This window comes from Halococcus sp. AFM35 (assembly GCF_051195015.1).
Lineage (GTDB): Archaea > Halobacteriota > Halobacteria > Halobacteriales > Halococcaceae > Halococcus.
In genome coordinates, this window is the sequence record NZ_JBNTJU010000018.1 from 37,466 (window position 1) to 51,458 (window position 13,993).

Sequence of the window (13,993 nt, forward strand, 5' to 3'; positions counted from 1 at the left end):
TCACCACGAGCTACGGCTGCAACGGTCTTAAACCTCACACTCACTCGACGACGTGTTCGACGTCATACGAACCGAGCCGGCGCACCCAACCCTCGGCGGCGATGTCCTCGACGACCGCGATGGCCTCCTGTGTGCGCTCCTCGTAGAGACCCGCCTCGACGTCGATGTGGAAGACGTAATCGCCGAGGCGCTCGCCGCTCGGCCGGGATTCGATGCGCGTGAGGTTGATGCGCCGGTCGGCGAAGGGTTCGAGCAGGTCGAGCAGCAGTCCGGGGTAGTCGTCGTTGGGATAGACGATGAGCGAACTCTTGCCACCGCCCGTCGAGTGCTCGTCCATCGGCGCGACGACGACGAAGCGGGTCGCGTTCGAGGTGCGGTCCTGGATGTTCTCGGCGAGCACGGTGAGTTCTCCTCCGGCCGTCTCGGGATGGCCGATGGCCGCCACGGTCGGGTCCTCGCGGGCGCGTTCGACGCCGCGGGCGGTGCTCGTGACCGATTCGAGGGCCACGTCCGGGTACTCGACATCGAGATAGCTTCGACACTGGGCGAGCGCCTGGGAGTGACTCGCAACGACCTCGAACTCCTCGTTCCGGGCGAGCAGCGCGTGACGCACGGGGGTGATGAGTTCGCGCACGACAGCGACCTCGAACTGTGCGAGCGCGTCGAGACTCTCGGTTACGGAGCCTTCGATGCTGTTTTCGACCGGGACGATGCCGCGGTCGGCGTCACCTGTGGCGACCGCCTCGACGATGCCCGTCACCGATTCGCGGAAGGCGATGTCGTCGCCGACGGCCTGCGCTGCGCGATGTGAATACGTGCCGGCCGGTCCGAGCGTGACTGCCTGCATGGCCGTGCCTGTTCGCCGGCGGTCAAAAGCCCGTCGCGTCGGGAGAAATTATGCGTTGTTCATCCGCAGCGCCGTCTCGCTGCCGCAGGCCATACACTCGGTGATACGGTAGGGTTCGCGCGAGAACTCCCGGTTTTCGTGTTTGTCGCTCTCGGTGCGCAGCTCTATCGAGACGGTGTGGGGGGTGTCGCGCCCGCAGTCCTCGCAGGCTTCAGTGAGGTCGCTTGCAGATCGGGTCTTGGTTGACATCACCCGTCTCTCGGAGCGAGGTCTCCATAAACACCGGAATCCGTTCGCCTCGATTGTCACCAGTTTCCGCGTTTTGCGGAACGAATGCGGGAAAGAAACGCTCTGTGGGTCGATTTCCCCGAACCGTTTTCGCAGTGCGAACGATGAAACAGTCGAAAACGGCCAGAAGACTTATTATTGTTGAGTTTGGGCCGCGATACCAGCCGTTAAATCGGTCCCGCGGATGGGGTGTGTATGGACGAGCTGTTCGCGCCGTGGCGCATCGAGTGGGTCGAACGCGACGAGGAATCCGACGGCTGTCCGTTCTGTGTCCTGCCTGCACGCGGCGCGGATAGGGACTCGAAAATCGTCGCCCGCAGCGAGCACGCCTTCTGTCTGCTGAACAACGCCCCGTATAATCCGGGTCACGCGATGGTGATCCCCTACCGCCACACCGGCGTGTACGGCGACCTCACCGACGAGGAACTGCTCGACCACGCGCGCCTGACCCAGCGCACACTGGAGGCCATCGAGGACGGACTCGACCCCGACGGCGCGAACACCGGCATGAACCTCGGGAACGCGGCCGGCGGCTCCATCGACGACCACCTCCACACCCATGTCGTGCCGCGCTGGGCGGGCGACACCAACTTCATGGCGGTCATCGACGAGACGAAGGTCATCGTCGAGGCCATCGAGGACACCTACGACCACCTTCACGAGGCCTTCGCCGACCAAGAGGGAACGCATGTCGAGGATTCCGATGACGCGGTCCGCATCGCGTAGGCCGAAGCGTCTTTGCTCGCGCTCGCCAACCCCCGGTGATGAGTCGTGCGGGCGCGGTTCGACGAATCGGTCTCCTCATCCTCGCGGCGAACGTCGTCCTCGCCGCCGCGAAGGGCTGGGTCTGGCTCGACACGGGGAGCCTCGCGGTCGGCTCCGAGGCCGCCAACAGCCTCGTCGATGCCGTCTATGCGACCGTGGTGCTCGCGGGGCTGTATCTCACGACCCAGCCGCCCGACAGCGAACACCCCCACGGCCACGAGCGCATCGAGCCGTTCGTCGCGCTCGCCATCGCGCTCGGCATCTTTCTGACTGGTGGCACGGTCCTCTGGCAGTCGGTGACGGCCGTCCTCGCCGGCAGCGTTGCTGCTACCGAGAGTCCGGTCGCCATCGCGGTGCTCGCCGGTGCGGCGCTCGTGAAAGCAGGGCTGTACCGCTACAGCCTGTCGGCCAGTCGGACCCACGACTCGCCGGCGCTCGCGGCGACGGCCCTCGACAACCGCAACGACGTGCTCACGGCGGGCGCGGCGCTGGTCGGCGTCGTCGGCGCACGCCTCGGCTTCCCACTGCTGGACCCGCTCGCGGCGGCACTCGTCTCCGTGGGTATTCTCTATACCGGTGTCGATGTCGTCCGTGACAACGTGCCCTATTTGGTGGGTGGCGCACCCTCGGAGGCCCTCCAGCGGCGCATCCTCCGGCGCGCGCTCGCCCATCCCGATGTCGAGGGTGCCCACGACGTCATCGCTCACTACGTGGGACCGGAAATCGACGTGAGCCTCCACATCGAGGTCGAGGGCGACCGCACGCTCCGGGAGGCCCACGACATCGAGAGCGCGGTCGTCGAATCGATTCGCGCGCTCGATGACGTCGATGACGTGTTCGTCCACATCGACCCGAAGGAACTCGGCGAGTGGAAACGAGACCCCGAGACGGACAGACTGGTTCGGCGTTCCGAGGAACCGATGGATGACGAACCGAACGCCGACGGTGGGTGAGTTATACCGGTTCGCCGAAGGCGTACACCGTGTTCTGGCCCGTAACCTCAACGTCCACGAGGTCGCCGGGTTCGACGCCGTGGGCGGGTGCATCGCGGATGATGACCTGTCGGTAGGCCTCGTCGTAGCACTTCACCGACTCGCCAGTACCGGGTTCGACGACCATGACTTCATGGCGCTCGCCGACCATCGACTCGTAGGCCGCGCCCACGATGTCCATCTTCAGGTCGCTCATCGCTTTCGAGCGCTCCTTTTTGAGGGTTCCACCGAGACCCTTCATGTCGGCGGCGTCGGTGCCGGGCCGCTTCGAGAAGCGGGTGACGTTGATTCTCTCGGGACTCGTCTCCCGCAGCAGGGCCATCGATTGCTCATAGTCATCGTCGGTCTCGGAGGGAAAGCCCACGATGAAGTCCGTGGCAAGCGTCCAGTGGTCGAGTCGGTCGTCGAAGGTTGCGACGACATCGCGGAACTCGCTGACCTGGTGCTGGCGGCGCATCTCTCCCAGAACGTCGTTGCTGCCCGACTGGACGGGGGCGTGCAGGAAGTTGTAGAGCTTCTCCTCTTCGGCGAACACTTCGGCCAACTCCTCGCGGATTCCATGCACTCCCTTCGGGTTGGCCATCCCCACGCGTACCCGGAAGTCGCCGTCGATGGAACATATCCGTGCGAGCAGTTCGTGGAGCTTGCGCTCGCCGGTATCCCAGCCGTACACGCCCGTGTCCTGTCCGGTGACACGAATCTCCTTCGCCCCGGCGTGGACCAGCGCGCGGGCCTTCCGGACGTTCTCCTCGATTGGCGGCGAGTCGATTTTGCCCGTCGCGTGTTTGGTGATACAGTACGAACAATCGCTCATGCAGCCCCGGGCGATGGGGAGTATTCCCACGACACCATCGAGTACCGGCTCGGCGTCCGGCGTCGGTCGCGGACACTCGCCGTTACGCACGACCTCGGGGACCTCGTCCCAACCACAGACCTCCGCGTCGAGGTCGGCGAACTCGTCACCTTGAGCGAGCGCCATGCAGCCGGTGACGACCACGTCGGCGGTCGCGTCGTCGAGTTCCTCGGCCCGGCGGCGCATGTTCGTCTCGGTCTTCTCGACCACAGTACACGTATTGAGGATGGCCACGTCGGCGTTTTCGGGGCCGTCGACGGGGTGGTGGCCGCCGTCGCGGAGCCGCCGCTCGATGGCGCGGCTCTCGCCGCGGTTCGCGGTACAGCCGTAGGTCTCGATGTGATAGCTGGCCATCCACCTACCACCGTTCGGACGCGCGCGGGCAAAAACGCGACGGCTCGCCTTCGTGGGTTCGTGCCCTGCCCTTATCACGACCCGCACCTACTCCCCGACCATGACCCAACCCACTCATCGGGAGAACGATGAAACGAAGTGAGGAGTCCGCCGACTGGACGACCGAGAGTCGCTTGGAGGAGGCATTCGGCCTGCTGGCCAACGAGACGCGCGTGCGCATCCTGTTCGCGCTGTACGAGGCTCCAGACCGGGTCGTCCCGTTCTCGGCGCTCAACGAGCGCGTCGGTCTCGCCGACAGCGGCCGGTTCAACTACCACCTGAAACAGCTCACCGGCACGTTCATCTACCGCGCCGAGGAGGGATATGGCCTCCTTTTCAGCGGGCTGGCGGTCTGTCGGTCGATGCTCGCGGCGCTCGACACCGACCGGCGAAGCGTCGCCCCCTTCGACCTCGAAAGTGATTGTTACAACTGCGGGGCGACGCTCGCCGCCCAGTACGACCACGAGTATGTGGTGATTCGCTGTCCGGACTGTGGCATCGGGTTCCACGACTTCCCATTCCCGCCGGGCACGCTCGCCGGCCGGAGCCGCGAGGAACTGCTTTCGATCTACGATGGATGGATGCGCTCACAGACCGCCCTCTCCGTCGACGGTCTCTGCACGTGGTGTTTCGGTCGCCGGACGACCGAACTCCGCGCGGGCGAGTCGCCGGCGGACCCCGAAGTGCAGGTCGTCCACACCTGCGAGCGCTGCACCGCCGACATGACGACCACGGTGGGTGAGACCTTCCAGAACCATCCGGCCGTGGTCGCCTTCCTCTACGACCACGGCATCGATGTCTCGAAGACACCCTCGTGGGACCTGCCCTTTCTCTGGAGCGACGACTTTCTCACGGTCGAACGCACCGACCCGTGGCGGGTCGAACTGCGGATTCCGGTCGACGACGCAACGCTTGCCCTCACCATCGACGGCGACGCGAGCGTGCTCGACGCGACGCGCGAGTGAACGGCTCGCACGTTCCCGATTGGTTACTGAAGCGGATTTCGGTTGTCGGCGTTACAGAAATGAATTTCAGCTAACACTTATCGTGGCAGGCGGCCTACTACGAAACGAGAATGAACTACGATAGTGCTGCCGAGGCTGGACGGAGGGTACTGCACAGGAACGGGCGCGCTGGTGCGCGCGCATGGCGGGGTCGAACGGCCGAACGTGCCACGACGTTCGCGGCGGCGGTGTTCGCCGTCCTGACGCTCGGGTTCGCGGCCCTCTGGTTCGCCGTGTCGCTGCCGGCCTTGGCGTGGCTGTTCGCCGTGTCGATGATTGGCTTCGGCTCGCTCGTGATCGCTCCGTGGCTCGTCGTCACCGGCGTCGTTCGCGTGCTCGACGGCGAGTAATCAGTCCTCGGCGGCGTCGAACCCTTCGACGAGTGCGACGCCGCTCGACGCGCCGATGCGGTCGGCTCCTGCCGCGAACATCTCTTCTGCCTTCTCGTAGCTCCCGATGCCGCCGCTTGCCTTCACGGGAAGGAACTCGCTCATGAGTTCGACGTCCTCGACGGTCGCACCGCCCTCGAAGCCGGTCGCGGTCTTCACGAAATCGGCGTCGGCATCGACCGCACACCCACAGGCACGGCGCTTCTCCGCGTCGCTCAACAGGGGTGCTTCGATGATGGCCTTCACTGGAATCGGGACGGCCGCCACCACGTCGGCGAGTTCCTCGGTGACCCGTTCGGCCTCCCCCGCGCGGAGCCGCCCGACGTTGATGACGACGTCGAGTTCGTCGGCCCCGGCCTCCCATGCAGCGACCGCCTCCTCGCGTTTGACTGCTGGGGCGTGCTGGCCGTGCGGGAAGCCGATGACGGTGGCGACGGTCACGTCGCGCCCGTCGGCGCTATCGAGATAGCAGGGCGGAATGCAGGCATTCATCCCATGCTCGGCGGCCTCTCCAAGGACTCGTTCGACGTCTTCGGGGGTGGTTTCGGGACCCAGTACTGTGTGGTCGATGCTCGCGGCAAAGGCGGCGCGGTCCATGCCATCCATGGGGGCGCACGGCGGATAAATCCGCCCCTGGACGACCGGAACGCTTTCGCCCGGGCCGGCCGGCCGTCGGATATGCAGATGCCCGCGCAGTTGCTGCCTGCCGGCTCGACGCTCCCGCCGGTCGGCTATCTCATCGTCCTCGCGGTCGCGTTCGTCGCCGTCGCCGTCTCGCTGCGCCGGGTCGGTCCACGAGTGACCGACCGGGTGGTCGTCGCGTTCGCGCCGTGGATGGTGCTGGGGTCGAGTCTGTACGTGCTCTATGAGGTCGAAGCCGTTCCCCTCGTTCTGCGACCGCTTTTCGGCTCGCCCACGGTGTATCTCTCCGTCGCTACCGTTGCCGGTACGGTTTGGACTGTCACAGCAGCGGCCGACCTCCCCACCGGGCGCTGGCGACTTCCCTCCGTTCCGGGTGTCGTCGCGCTCGTGGGAAGCGTTCTCACCGCCATCGCTCTGGGCTGGGCGCTCTCGGTCGGTACACCTGGGTTGACCGTCGCGTGGCCCGCACTGGGGCTGGTCGTCGCAGCAGTCCTCGCGGCCGCAGTCTGGAGCGGGCTGCGCCGAGCGGTGCCGGAGACCGAGTGCACGGGTGCGGTCGGCGCGCTCGCGGTGTTCGGTCACACCCTCGACGGCGTCTCGACGGCCGTCGGTCTCGACGTGTTGGGTTTCGGCGAGCGCTCGCCGGTCTCGCGGGCGGTCATCGAGTTCGCCGCCGGGCTGCCCACGGCGGAGGTCATCGGCGCGGGCTGGTTGTTTGTCCTCGTCAAACTCGTGCTTGCGGTGCTGGTCGTCGTCTTCCTGAGCGAGTACGTCCGCGAGGAGCCGACCGAGGGCTATCTCCTGCTCGGGGCGGTCGCGGCGGTCGGTCTCGGGCCGGGCGTACACAACCTCCTGCTGTTCACCATCGCCACCCCGTAGTCCCTTGTTCCACGGGCAGGTGGTGAGTATTAGTGACGTGGCTGTCTACCGTCGGGCAATGTCCGATACCGAAACGACGGCGACCGACATGCCCTTCGACCTCTCGCTCTCGGAAGCCGAACTCGACGCCCACCGCGAGCACATCACCCGGTTCATCAGCGAGCGCGTCGAGTACGCGGGCGCGACCGGCGGCGTGCTCGGGATTTCGGGCGGTATCGACAGCACGCTGACGGCCTATCTGGCTGTCGAAGCACTCGGAACGGATGGGCTGCACGGGCTGGTGTTGCCGAGCGAGGTCAACAGTGATGAGAACATGAGCGACGCCGAACGGGTCGCCGAGGACCTCGGCATCGACTACGACGTGCTCGCAATCGAGCCGATAGTGGAGGCGTTCCTCGATGTCTTTCCCGACTCCGCGGACGGCGATTCCTCGAAGACAGCCGTCGGCAACCTCCGGGTGCGCGTACGGGCCGTTTGCAACTACTTCGTCGCCAATCGGGAGGACGTGATGGTTCTCGGGACGGGCAACCGCAGCGAGGCGCTCGTCGGTTACTTCACCAAATACGGCGACGGCGCGGTCGATTGCCACCCCATCGGCAACCTCTACAAGATGCAGGTGCGCCAGCTCGCCCGTCATGTAGGTATCCCCGACGACCTCGTCGAGAAGACGCCCACTGCCGGGATGTGGGCCGGCCAGACCGACGAAGACGAACTGGGGCTTGGCTACGACACGCTCGATGCAGTCCTCGCGCTGCGGGTCGACGGTCCGCTCTCGCGGACGGCGACGGCGCGCGAACTCGACATTCCCACCGAGACCGTCGAGCGCGTCGAGGAATTGGTCGCCAGCAGCGAGCACAAACGCCACACGCCGCCCGCGCCCGCACCGCTCACCCGGTTCGATTAGCGGTATTCGGCGAGGTCCGCGCGCTCGATGAGGTCGGCGAACGCTTCCGCCTCGCGCCGGTCCTGCTCGTCGGTCGGCGCATCGTCGCGCAACCGTTCTTTCACGACGGTGAGCGCTGCCGGGTCGCTCTCGGCGATTGCTGCAACCGCTTCGGCGGGATCGTCGACGATTCTGGAGACCAGTCCCATCCGCAGCGCTTCCTCGGCGTCGACCGTTCGCCCCGAGAGCGCGAGGTCGAGGGCGTTACCCATCCCGACGACCGCGGGTAGTCGATGGGTGCCACCCCACGCGCCGAACAGCCCCAGTTTGACGCCCGTCTCGGCGAAACTCGCTTCCGGGGTGGCGAGGCGGATGTCACAGGCGAGCGCGAGCTCGACCCCGCCGCCGCGGGCGGCCCCGTCGATGCCAGCCACGACCACCGACTCGGTGTTCTCGATGATCTCGGCGACGCGCTGGCCGTCCCGGGCGAACTCGTGGGCTTCATCCCCATCGAGGTCGGCAACGGCGGCGAGGTCCGCCCCTGCACAGAAGGCCGGGCCAGCGCCTCGCAGGTGGATGACCGGTGTGTCGAGCGACTCGACCGTGGCTTCGAGGTCGTCGAGCGCGGCCGGCGTCAGTGCGTTGCGTCTGTGCGGGCGGTCGAGGGTGACGGTGGCGACCGGACCGTCGATACGTACTTCAATCACGAGCGAACGTACGGCCCGTTTCCAAAGGCCTTTGCCGTCCGCGGCCTGACGATTTGCCGATGGAGGAAGCCTCCCACGTCCGGTCCGCAGCGCGGGAGGCCGTCCGTGATATCGACCCGGAACCGTTCAACGACGCCGTCACGGCCGCCCTCGAAACCGGCTCGATGGCCCCCGGCGTGCTCGTCGTGCTCTCGGCCCGTGCACTCGATTCTTCGATTGGCTTCGAGACCGTCGCCAAGCGTGCTGCCGGCACCCAACTCATCTACGAGGGACTTCGACTGACGCGCCGGCTCGCCGCCGAGGTACCGTGGGAGACCGACGAAAGCGACGAGGCCAACGTGGCGGTACTCGCCGCCGACGCGCTCGTCGCCCGCGGGTTCTACCTGCTCGCGCGCACCGACGCCGCCGGGAGTGCCGTCGAAACCGTCCGCAATTTCGGCCGCGACCGGACCCGTGGGCGCGACAAGTGCCGCCTCGAAGCCGACGTGTTCCGCCTCGCCGCCGTCGCCGGCACCACGGCCGTCGACGGCCATCCTTCGACCAACTACCGCGAATTCGTCGCCGACCTCGCCACGGCCGAATCGACCGACCTCCCCGCCGCCGAGGCACTGTTCGACGCCGCAACGCGCGACGCACTCGCCCGGCGAGCGAGCGCACCGTTCGAGTCGACCGACGCCGGCGCGCGCACGTCGGCGACGGACTCCTGAACCGAAACGGATAAAGACGGCTCGGCGGTAGGCACGAATGCTGCCTGGGTAGCTTAGCGGTAAAGCGCGTCCTTGGTAAGGACGAGACCCCGGGTTCAAATCCCGGCCTAGGCTTGCGCTCTCTACACGGGTATCGCTCAGGATGGGCCGATTTTCGGCTGACGCTCGGCCGCTGCGGTCGATGGCATCATAACCTATATCGGAACAGTGCATCAGTTGCCGAGTGATGACGCGAACCGATGGAGAACGACGGAGTCGGCTGTGGGCGGCACTCGGCATCGGAGCGGCGAGCGCAATCGGTCTGGAGACGCTCTCGCGGTACGCTCTGCGGCGATACGGGGAGGGGCTGAACAGCATGCCGACGGTCGTCCTGGAGGAGTTTCCGGGTATCGACCGGGCGCTGCTCGAGAAATTCTCCAGTTTCGACCCGGAACTCGGCTGGTGTCCTCAGCCCAATCGGACGAAACAGAAGGACACCGGCGACCACCTCCCCGGCGAGGAGGTCCGCACCGTCGTCGAGTATTCGACCGACGAATATGGAAGCAGAGTCTGTCCAGCCGCCGAACGCGATGACGATGCCGACCTCTCGGTTTCGACCTACGGCGATTCGTACTGTTTCTGTCGGGAGGTCAACGACGACGAGACCTTCCAGAATCACCTCGCACGAAAGCTCGGCACGCACGTCGGCAACTACGGCGGCGGCAACTACGGTCTCGACCAGGCACTTCTGCGGCTCAAACGACAGTACCCGGAGGACCCGACCGATTACGTGGTGGTTCTCGTCACAGCATCGTCAATTGCCCGCATCCTGAGCGTCTGGAAACACTATCAGGAGTTCGGCAACGTGCTCGCGACGAAGCCACGCTACAGACTCGATGACGGCTCGCTGGAGCTAGTCGAGACGCCGATAGCGCAGAAAGAGGACCTCCTTGACCTCGAAGCCCACGCCGAGTTCCTCCGCTCGAACGACTATCACTACGACCACTGGTTCAAGCCGCATCTCGCGCGGTTCCCGTACGCGACTGACCTGCTCGAACCCCCCGAACAGCTCCGCTATCTCTCCGCTGCCGCCCTCGAAGACGTCGAACGCCGAACCGGCGTTTCGCTACCCGGCATCGACACCACTCAAGCGAAGACGCGTTCGGGGGTCAGACTCGAACAGCCGCGGGTTCGATACCACGAGGAACTGTACGACCTGAAGGAAGACCTGTTCACGGCCATCATCGGCGAATTCGTCGACTACGCCGACGAAAAGGAGTTCACGCCGGTGTTTGCGATGGGCGGCCAATTACGGTATGCGGCCTACGAGGCGACCCACGGACCCGTCTACGGCGACTTGCTCGACCGTCTCGACGACGAATATCCGGACCTAGAGACCATCGACATCCCGCGCCACTTCGACGAAGCCGACGACCCCGATGCCGTCGAGTCGCTGTACGTCCAGCGCGGGGAGGGCGGCCACTACAGCGCCGAGACCAACGAGCGCATCGCCGACCTCCTCGTCGAGGACGTCTTCGAGTGACCGCGCGGCCCGAGTCACTTCGTATCCCACTCAGCCGTCGAGCGCCTCGCTTGCGTTGTCCCGCGGCCGATAGCCGAGCGCACGCTGGGTCTCGGTCAGCGAGAGATACCGCTCGTCGTTTCTGGAGACGCCGTGAGCGGTCACTGGGGTTTCGGGCAGGTCGGCCGTGGCGGCCCGTTCGTGGAGGTCCCGGCAGTCCCGCGGACTGAGCCACATCGCGCGGGCGAAGCGCGCGTACGCGTCGGGATAGGGGTGGTCGGGGTTCTCTTGGGTGTCCTGCAACTCCTCGCGGTCCATCAGCCAGCCGATGCGGGAATGGACCACTTCGATGCCGTGGCGGGCGGCGTAGTAGTTGCCGATGGCCTCGCCGGCGACTTTCGTGACTCCATAATAGGAATCGGGTCGTGCGTCCGTATCGGCGAAAACCGTCGGTGCCTCCGGCGTCATCGTCTCGGGCTCGCTCGGGTCGGCGACGTCGGCCATGTTCACCGCGTGGTTCGAACTCGCATAGACCACGCGGTCGAGCCCGTTGGCGACGGCCGCCTCGTAGGCGTTGTAGACGCCGTCGATGTTCACCTCGCGCACCTCGTTCCAGTCGGCGTACGCCGAGGCGTTGCCCGCGAGATGCACGAGGACGTCCTGTCCGGCGAGCGCCTCCGTGAACGCCTCGCGGTCGAGAACGTCACAGACGATGCTGTCGATGTCGTCCGCTTCCTCGTAGGTGAGCGGCGTCACGTCGTGGTCGTCGAACCCTTCGAGCAGCGTTCGACCGACCCCGCCCGCCGCGCCAGTGATGGCAATGGCCGTCATCGACCAGCCGTATTCGGGGATGACACATAGCCTTTGGTCAAGAACATGCATACTCGACCTCCCCATCAGCCTCCCCGTCGCCGTCTCGTCGACTCACCGCCGAGAGCAGATAGTGTTTTCATCCCCGGCCTGCTATACCGACCATGAGATATGTTATCGTTGGGTTCGGCCGCGTCGGCATCCGGACGGCCGACCTCCTCGCCACGGAGGGCCACGAGGTGGTCGTCGTCGAAAACGACCCGGCAAAAGCCGAACGCGCCCGCGAAAACGGGTTCACCGTCGTCGAGGGTGACGGTGCCGCGACGGACGTGCTCGCCGAGACCGACCTCGATGCGGCCGATGCGGTCGGCGGACTCACCGGCGACCCCGAGACCAACTTCGCGGTGTGTGCGGTCGCCAACGACCACGGCTGTCGGACGGTGCTCCGCATCAGCGAGGAGTTCTCCGAAGCGGTCTACCGCGAGTACAGCGAGGGCGTCGACGAAATCATCTATCCCGAACAGCTCGGTGCGGCCGGGGCGAAGACTGCCCTGCTCGGTGGGGATTTCAGCGTCCTCGCCGACATCACCGAGAAGCTCTCGGCGGCCACGCTCACCGTGCCCGACGACTCGCCCGTCGTCGGCGAGCGCGTCGTCACCCTCGACGTGCCCGAGGAGGCGCGGGTGTATGCCCACGGGCGGGCGGGCGAGCCGATGACGATACCGCTCCCCAGAACGGCAATCGAGACGGGCGACCAGCTCGCGCTCATGGCCCGCCCGGACGCGGTGGCGACCGTCCGCGAGATGATTCACGGGGCCGACGCGTAGCTCTCGAACAGTAACGGAAAGGGGAGGGGAGGGCCACCGGAGCGAGGACCGTGCGGGCGCGCGGGTGGGGAGGATGGGGAGTGAAACCGGCGGTGCGCGCCCGTCCGAAGCGACGGACGGCCGGCACTTAACTCCGCGTCAGACATACGCACGACGGGCGTCGCGGGAACCGTCAGCCGTCGTAGTCGTCGAGGCGCGTGCGCGAGGAGCTGCCGGTGAGTTCGTCGAAATCGGTCCCCGATTCGAGCGCGGTCTCCTTTTTCACACGATAGTTACCGCCGTCGGTGACATGGAGGTCGCTCGGATGGAAGAAATACCAGTCCTCGCGGTCGAACCGCACCCCGATACGCGGTTTCGCGCCGAAATTTTGGGCGAAGAAGACCAGCGCCTCGACCTCCTCGCCGGTGAGATAGATGGGGTTGCCACTACTCGATTTCGCCTCGATGGCATAGAAGACCCTGCCGTTGCCCGCGAGCGCATCGGGGAGTTCGCGCTCGGTGGCGCTACCGCTGGCCGGCGCGCGCATCACCGCAAAGCCCGCCGCGTCGAGTCGGTTGACGAGTTCGCGCTCCCGGCGGTCGCCCTTGGCGTTCGACATCTATCGGGTAGATTCGCAACCATTGGTACAAAACGCCGTTGTTTGCTATCGATTCTGCTCGCCACGCTAGGTAACCCTCCTGCGGCGTTTGTTTACCGAGGAGTAGCGTAGCCGTTCTAAGTGAACGGTATGCACTAACCTTTTACTATCTGTGCCCTTCGAGTCGCTAATGAAAGACGGATATCTCGTGGATGAACCGGTTCCCGGTAAGTATCTTCCGGCCGATTCGGGTGCATCGCTCCCCGCATCCAAGTTTTATTTACCGGATGATCTCCCGCCAGACATTACTCTCTCGGAGAAGCTCGGTGCGATTCACGGCCGTGCGATGCATTCGCTTGGCCGGCTGGATGGATTCTGGAGCGAGATCGACGATCCAGAAGCCGTGTTCGGTCTCTTCGTCTATAAAGAGGCCGAACAATCGTCGCAAGTCGAGGGGACGCAGGTTACTGTCTCTGATATGTATCGAAGAGGGTCCGACTCGAAAGACGTCAGGGAAGCGAGAAATTACGCAGAAGCACTTCGACAAGCCACTGCACAACTGACACGTGATGGACGCTCACGCGAAAATCTCTCCATCGCGCTCCTCAAATCTCTCCACAGTTCGCTGATGGAGGCCGACCGAACCGACGACGACCCACAACCCGGTGCGTTCCGGTCACAGTACGTCTGGATCGAGGAAGACACGAACGGTATTGGCCAACGTGTCCGTTTCGTCCCACCGAAAGCCGAGGTGGCGGCTTCGAAGATGAGGAATTTCGAACAGTATATGCAGTCAGGTGGTCGCTATCCCGACCTCGTCGATGTCGCAATTCTCCACTATCAACTCGAAACCATCCGTGTTCGGTTAAGGCCTCACCTCCGCGTTGAAGGCGTAAGCCACTCGTTTGTTCAGGGTAAGGCGTGATCTC

The 13,993-nt window shown here is 65.4% G+C and carries 17 protein-coding genes and 1 tRNA gene; 11 read left to right on the plus strand and 7 right to left on the minus strand.

The genetic code is table 11. From position 1 onward, the window contains the following. Positions 1-40 precede the first annotated feature (40 nt). Both pheA and ACQUQO_RS13385 read right to left on the minus strand, forming a co-directional pair. Positions 41-847 carry a prephenate dehydratase gene (pheA, locus tag ACQUQO_RS13380; protein ID WP_435078521.1) on the minus strand — a complete coding sequence of 269 codons (807 nt, stop codon included), beginning with the start codon at positions 845-847 and terminating at the stop codon, positions 41-43. A 48-nt stretch (positions 848-895) separates the two neighbouring features. Further along, on the minus strand, positions 896-1,096 hold the full coding sequence (locus tag ACQUQO_RS13385; RefSeq protein WP_435078522.1) for a hypothetical protein: 201 nt from the start codon (positions 1,094-1,096) through the stop codon (positions 896-898). A 234-nt stretch (positions 1,097-1,330) separates the two neighbouring features. On the opposite strand from ACQUQO_RS13385, the gene ACQUQO_RS13390 reads away from it, so the two are divergent. Both ACQUQO_RS13390 and ACQUQO_RS13395 read left to right on the plus strand, forming a co-directional pair. Continuing rightward, entirely contained in the window at positions 1,331-1,861 is a 531-nt protein-coding gene (locus ACQUQO_RS13390) for an HIT family protein (RefSeq protein ID WP_435078523.1), read from the plus strand. Positions 1,862-1,899: 38 nt separating this feature from the next. After that, positions 1,900-2,853, plus strand: coding sequence for a cation diffusion facilitator family transporter (locus ACQUQO_RS13395; RefSeq protein ID WP_435078524.1), 954 nt, complete (start codon positions 1,900-1,902; stop codon positions 2,851-2,853). A 1-nt stretch (position 2,854) separates the two neighbouring features. On the opposite strand, the gene ACQUQO_RS13400 is transcribed toward ACQUQO_RS13395, so the two are convergent. Further along, positions 2,855-4,099: a tRNA (N(6)-L-threonylcarbamoyladenosine(37)-C(2))-methylthiotransferase gene (locus ACQUQO_RS13400; RefSeq protein WP_435078525.1), complete on the minus strand. Its 1,245-nt coding sequence runs from the start codon at positions 4,097-4,099 to the stop codon at positions 2,855-2,857. Positions 4,100-4,227: 128 nt separating this feature from the next. Between ACQUQO_RS13400 and ACQUQO_RS13405 the strand changes: the two genes are divergently transcribed. Both ACQUQO_RS13405 and ACQUQO_RS13410 read left to right on the plus strand, forming a co-directional pair. Continuing rightward, positions 4,228-5,103: a DUF7351 domain-containing protein gene (locus tag ACQUQO_RS13405; protein WP_435078526.1), complete on the plus strand. Its 876-nt coding sequence runs from the start codon at positions 4,228-4,230 to the stop codon at positions 5,101-5,103. Positions 5,104-5,213: 110 nt separating this feature from the next. Continuing rightward, positions 5,214-5,492 carry a hypothetical protein gene (locus ACQUQO_RS13410; protein ID WP_435078527.1) on the plus strand — a complete coding sequence of 93 codons (279 nt, stop codon included), beginning with the start codon at positions 5,214-5,216 and terminating at the stop codon, positions 5,490-5,492. On the opposite strand, the gene deoC is transcribed toward ACQUQO_RS13410, so the two are convergent. Then, on the minus strand, positions 5,493-6,128 hold the full coding sequence (gene deoC / locus ACQUQO_RS13415) for a deoxyribose-phosphate aldolase (RefSeq protein WP_435078528.1): 636 nt from the start codon (positions 6,126-6,128) through the stop codon (positions 5,493-5,495). An 81-nt stretch (positions 6,129-6,209) separates the two neighbouring features. Here deoC and ACQUQO_RS13420 point away from each other — a divergent pair, with 81 nt between their 5' ends. Continuing rightward, on the plus strand, positions 6,210-7,052 hold the full coding sequence (locus ACQUQO_RS13420; RefSeq protein ID WP_435078529.1) for a DUF63 family protein: 843 nt from the start codon (positions 6,210-6,212) through the stop codon (positions 7,050-7,052). A gap of 58 nt (positions 7,053-7,110) precedes the next feature. Next, positions 7,111-7,956 carry an NAD+ synthase gene (locus ACQUQO_RS13425; RefSeq protein ID WP_435078530.1) on the plus strand — a complete coding sequence of 282 codons (846 nt, stop codon included), beginning with the start codon at positions 7,111-7,113 and terminating at the stop codon, positions 7,954-7,956. Here ACQUQO_RS13425 and ACQUQO_RS13430 read toward each other — a convergent pair. Then, entirely contained in the window at positions 7,953-8,642 is a 690-nt protein-coding gene (locus tag ACQUQO_RS13430; RefSeq protein ID WP_435078531.1) for an enoyl-CoA hydratase/isomerase family protein, read from the minus strand. The two genes, ACQUQO_RS13425 and ACQUQO_RS13430, sit on opposite strands and share 4 nt — an antisense overlap. A 59-nt stretch (positions 8,643-8,701) precedes the next feature. On the opposite strand from ACQUQO_RS13430, the gene ACQUQO_RS13435 reads away from it, so the two are divergent. The 3 genes from ACQUQO_RS13435 (at position 8,702) to ACQUQO_RS13445 (ending at position 10,871) form a co-directional block, all read left to right on the plus strand. Further along, positions 8,702-9,349, plus strand: a complete 648-nt coding sequence (locus ACQUQO_RS13435) for a DUF7114 family protein (protein WP_435078532.1) — start codon at positions 8,702-8,704, stop codon at positions 9,347-9,349. 42 nt (positions 9,350-9,391) lie between these two features. Next, positions 9,392-9,463 (plus strand) — tRNA-Thr (locus ACQUQO_RS13440). Between the two features lie 112 nt (positions 9,464-9,575). After that, positions 9,576-10,871, plus strand: a complete 1,296-nt coding sequence (locus ACQUQO_RS13445; protein WP_435078533.1) for a hypothetical protein — start codon at positions 9,576-9,578, stop codon at positions 10,869-10,871. A 30-nt stretch (positions 10,872-10,901) separates the two neighbouring features. Here the strand turns inward: ACQUQO_RS13445 and ACQUQO_RS13450 are convergent, their stop codons facing one another. After that, complete coding sequence (locus tag ACQUQO_RS13450) at positions 10,902-11,681, minus strand: NAD-dependent epimerase/dehydratase family protein (RefSeq protein WP_435078534.1); 780 nt, start codon at positions 11,679-11,681, stop codon at positions 10,902-10,904. A 143-nt stretch (positions 11,682-11,824) separates the two neighbouring features. Here ACQUQO_RS13450 and ACQUQO_RS13455 point away from each other — a divergent pair, with 143 nt between their 5' ends. Next, positions 11,825-12,487 (plus strand): potassium channel family protein, encoded by a 663-nt coding sequence (locus tag ACQUQO_RS13455; protein WP_435078535.1) that lies wholly within the window; start codon positions 11,825-11,827, stop codon positions 12,485-12,487. Positions 12,488-12,659: 172 nt separating this feature from the next. On the opposite strand, the gene hjc is transcribed toward ACQUQO_RS13455, so the two are convergent. Then, positions 12,660-13,085 (minus strand): Holliday junction resolvase Hjc, encoded by a 426-nt coding sequence (hjc, locus tag ACQUQO_RS13460; protein ID WP_435078536.1) that lies wholly within the window; start codon positions 13,083-13,085, stop codon positions 12,660-12,662. A gap of 169 nt (positions 13,086-13,254) precedes the next feature. Between hjc and ACQUQO_RS13465 the strand changes: the two genes are divergently transcribed. Next, positions 13,255-13,989 (plus strand): Fic family protein, encoded by a 735-nt coding sequence (locus ACQUQO_RS13465; protein ID WP_435078537.1) that lies wholly within the window; start codon positions 13,255-13,257, stop codon positions 13,987-13,989. Positions 13,990-13,993: the final 4 nt, after the last annotated feature.

Coding starts and splice junctions, on each gene's coding strand:
- ACQUQO_RS13455 (WP_435078535.1), top strand. CDS start 11,825: ATGAGATATGTTATCGTTGGGTTCGGCCGCGTCGGCATCCGGACGGCC.
- ACQUQO_RS13395 (WP_435078524.1), top strand. CDS start 1,900: ATGAGTCGTGCGGGCGCGGTTCGACGAATCGGTCTCCTCATCCTCGCG.
- ACQUQO_RS13425 (WP_435078530.1), top strand. CDS start 7,111: ATGTCCGATACCGAAACGACGGCGACCGACATGCCCTTCGACCTCTCG.
- ACQUQO_RS13385 (WP_435078522.1), bottom strand. CDS start 1,096: ATGTCAACCAAGACCCGATCTGCAAGCGACCTCACTGAAGCCTGCGAG.
- hjc (WP_435078536.1), bottom strand. CDS start 13,085: ATGTCGAACGCCAAGGGCGACCGCCGGGAGCGCGAACTCGTCAACCGA.
- ACQUQO_RS13400 (WP_435078525.1), bottom strand. CDS start 4,099: ATGGCCAGCTATCACATCGAGACCTACGGCTGTACCGCGAACCGCGGC.
- ACQUQO_RS13410 (WP_435078527.1), top strand. CDS start 5,214: ATGAACTACGATAGTGCTGCCGAGGCTGGACGGAGGGTACTGCACAGG.
- pheA (WP_435078521.1), bottom strand. CDS start 847: ATGCAGGCAGTCACGCTCGGACCGGCCGGCACGTATTCACATCGCGCA.
- ACQUQO_RS13465 (WP_435078537.1), top strand. CDS start 13,255: ATGAAAGACGGATATCTCGTGGATGAACCGGTTCCCGGTAAGTATCTT.
- ACQUQO_RS13445 (WP_435078533.1), top strand. CDS start 9,576: ATGACGCGAACCGATGGAGAACGACGGAGTCGGCTGTGGGCGGCACTC.
- ACQUQO_RS13390 (WP_435078523.1), top strand. CDS start 1,331: ATGGACGAGCTGTTCGCGCCGTGGCGCATCGAGTGGGTCGAACGCGAC.
- ACQUQO_RS13405 (WP_435078526.1), top strand. CDS start 4,228: ATGAAACGAAGTGAGGAGTCCGCCGACTGGACGACCGAGAGTCGCTTG.
- ACQUQO_RS13420 (WP_435078529.1), top strand. CDS start 6,210: ATGCAGATGCCCGCGCAGTTGCTGCCTGCCGGCTCGACGCTCCCGCCG.
- ACQUQO_RS13435 (WP_435078532.1), top strand. CDS start 8,702: ATGGAGGAAGCCTCCCACGTCCGGTCCGCAGCGCGGGAGGCCGTCCGT.
- ACQUQO_RS13450 (WP_435078534.1), bottom strand. CDS start 11,681: ATGACGGCCATTGCCATCACTGGCGCGGCGGGCGGGGTCGGTCGAACG.
- deoC (WP_435078528.1), bottom strand. CDS start 6,128: ATGGACCGCGCCGCCTTTGCCGCGAGCATCGACCACACAGTACTGGGT.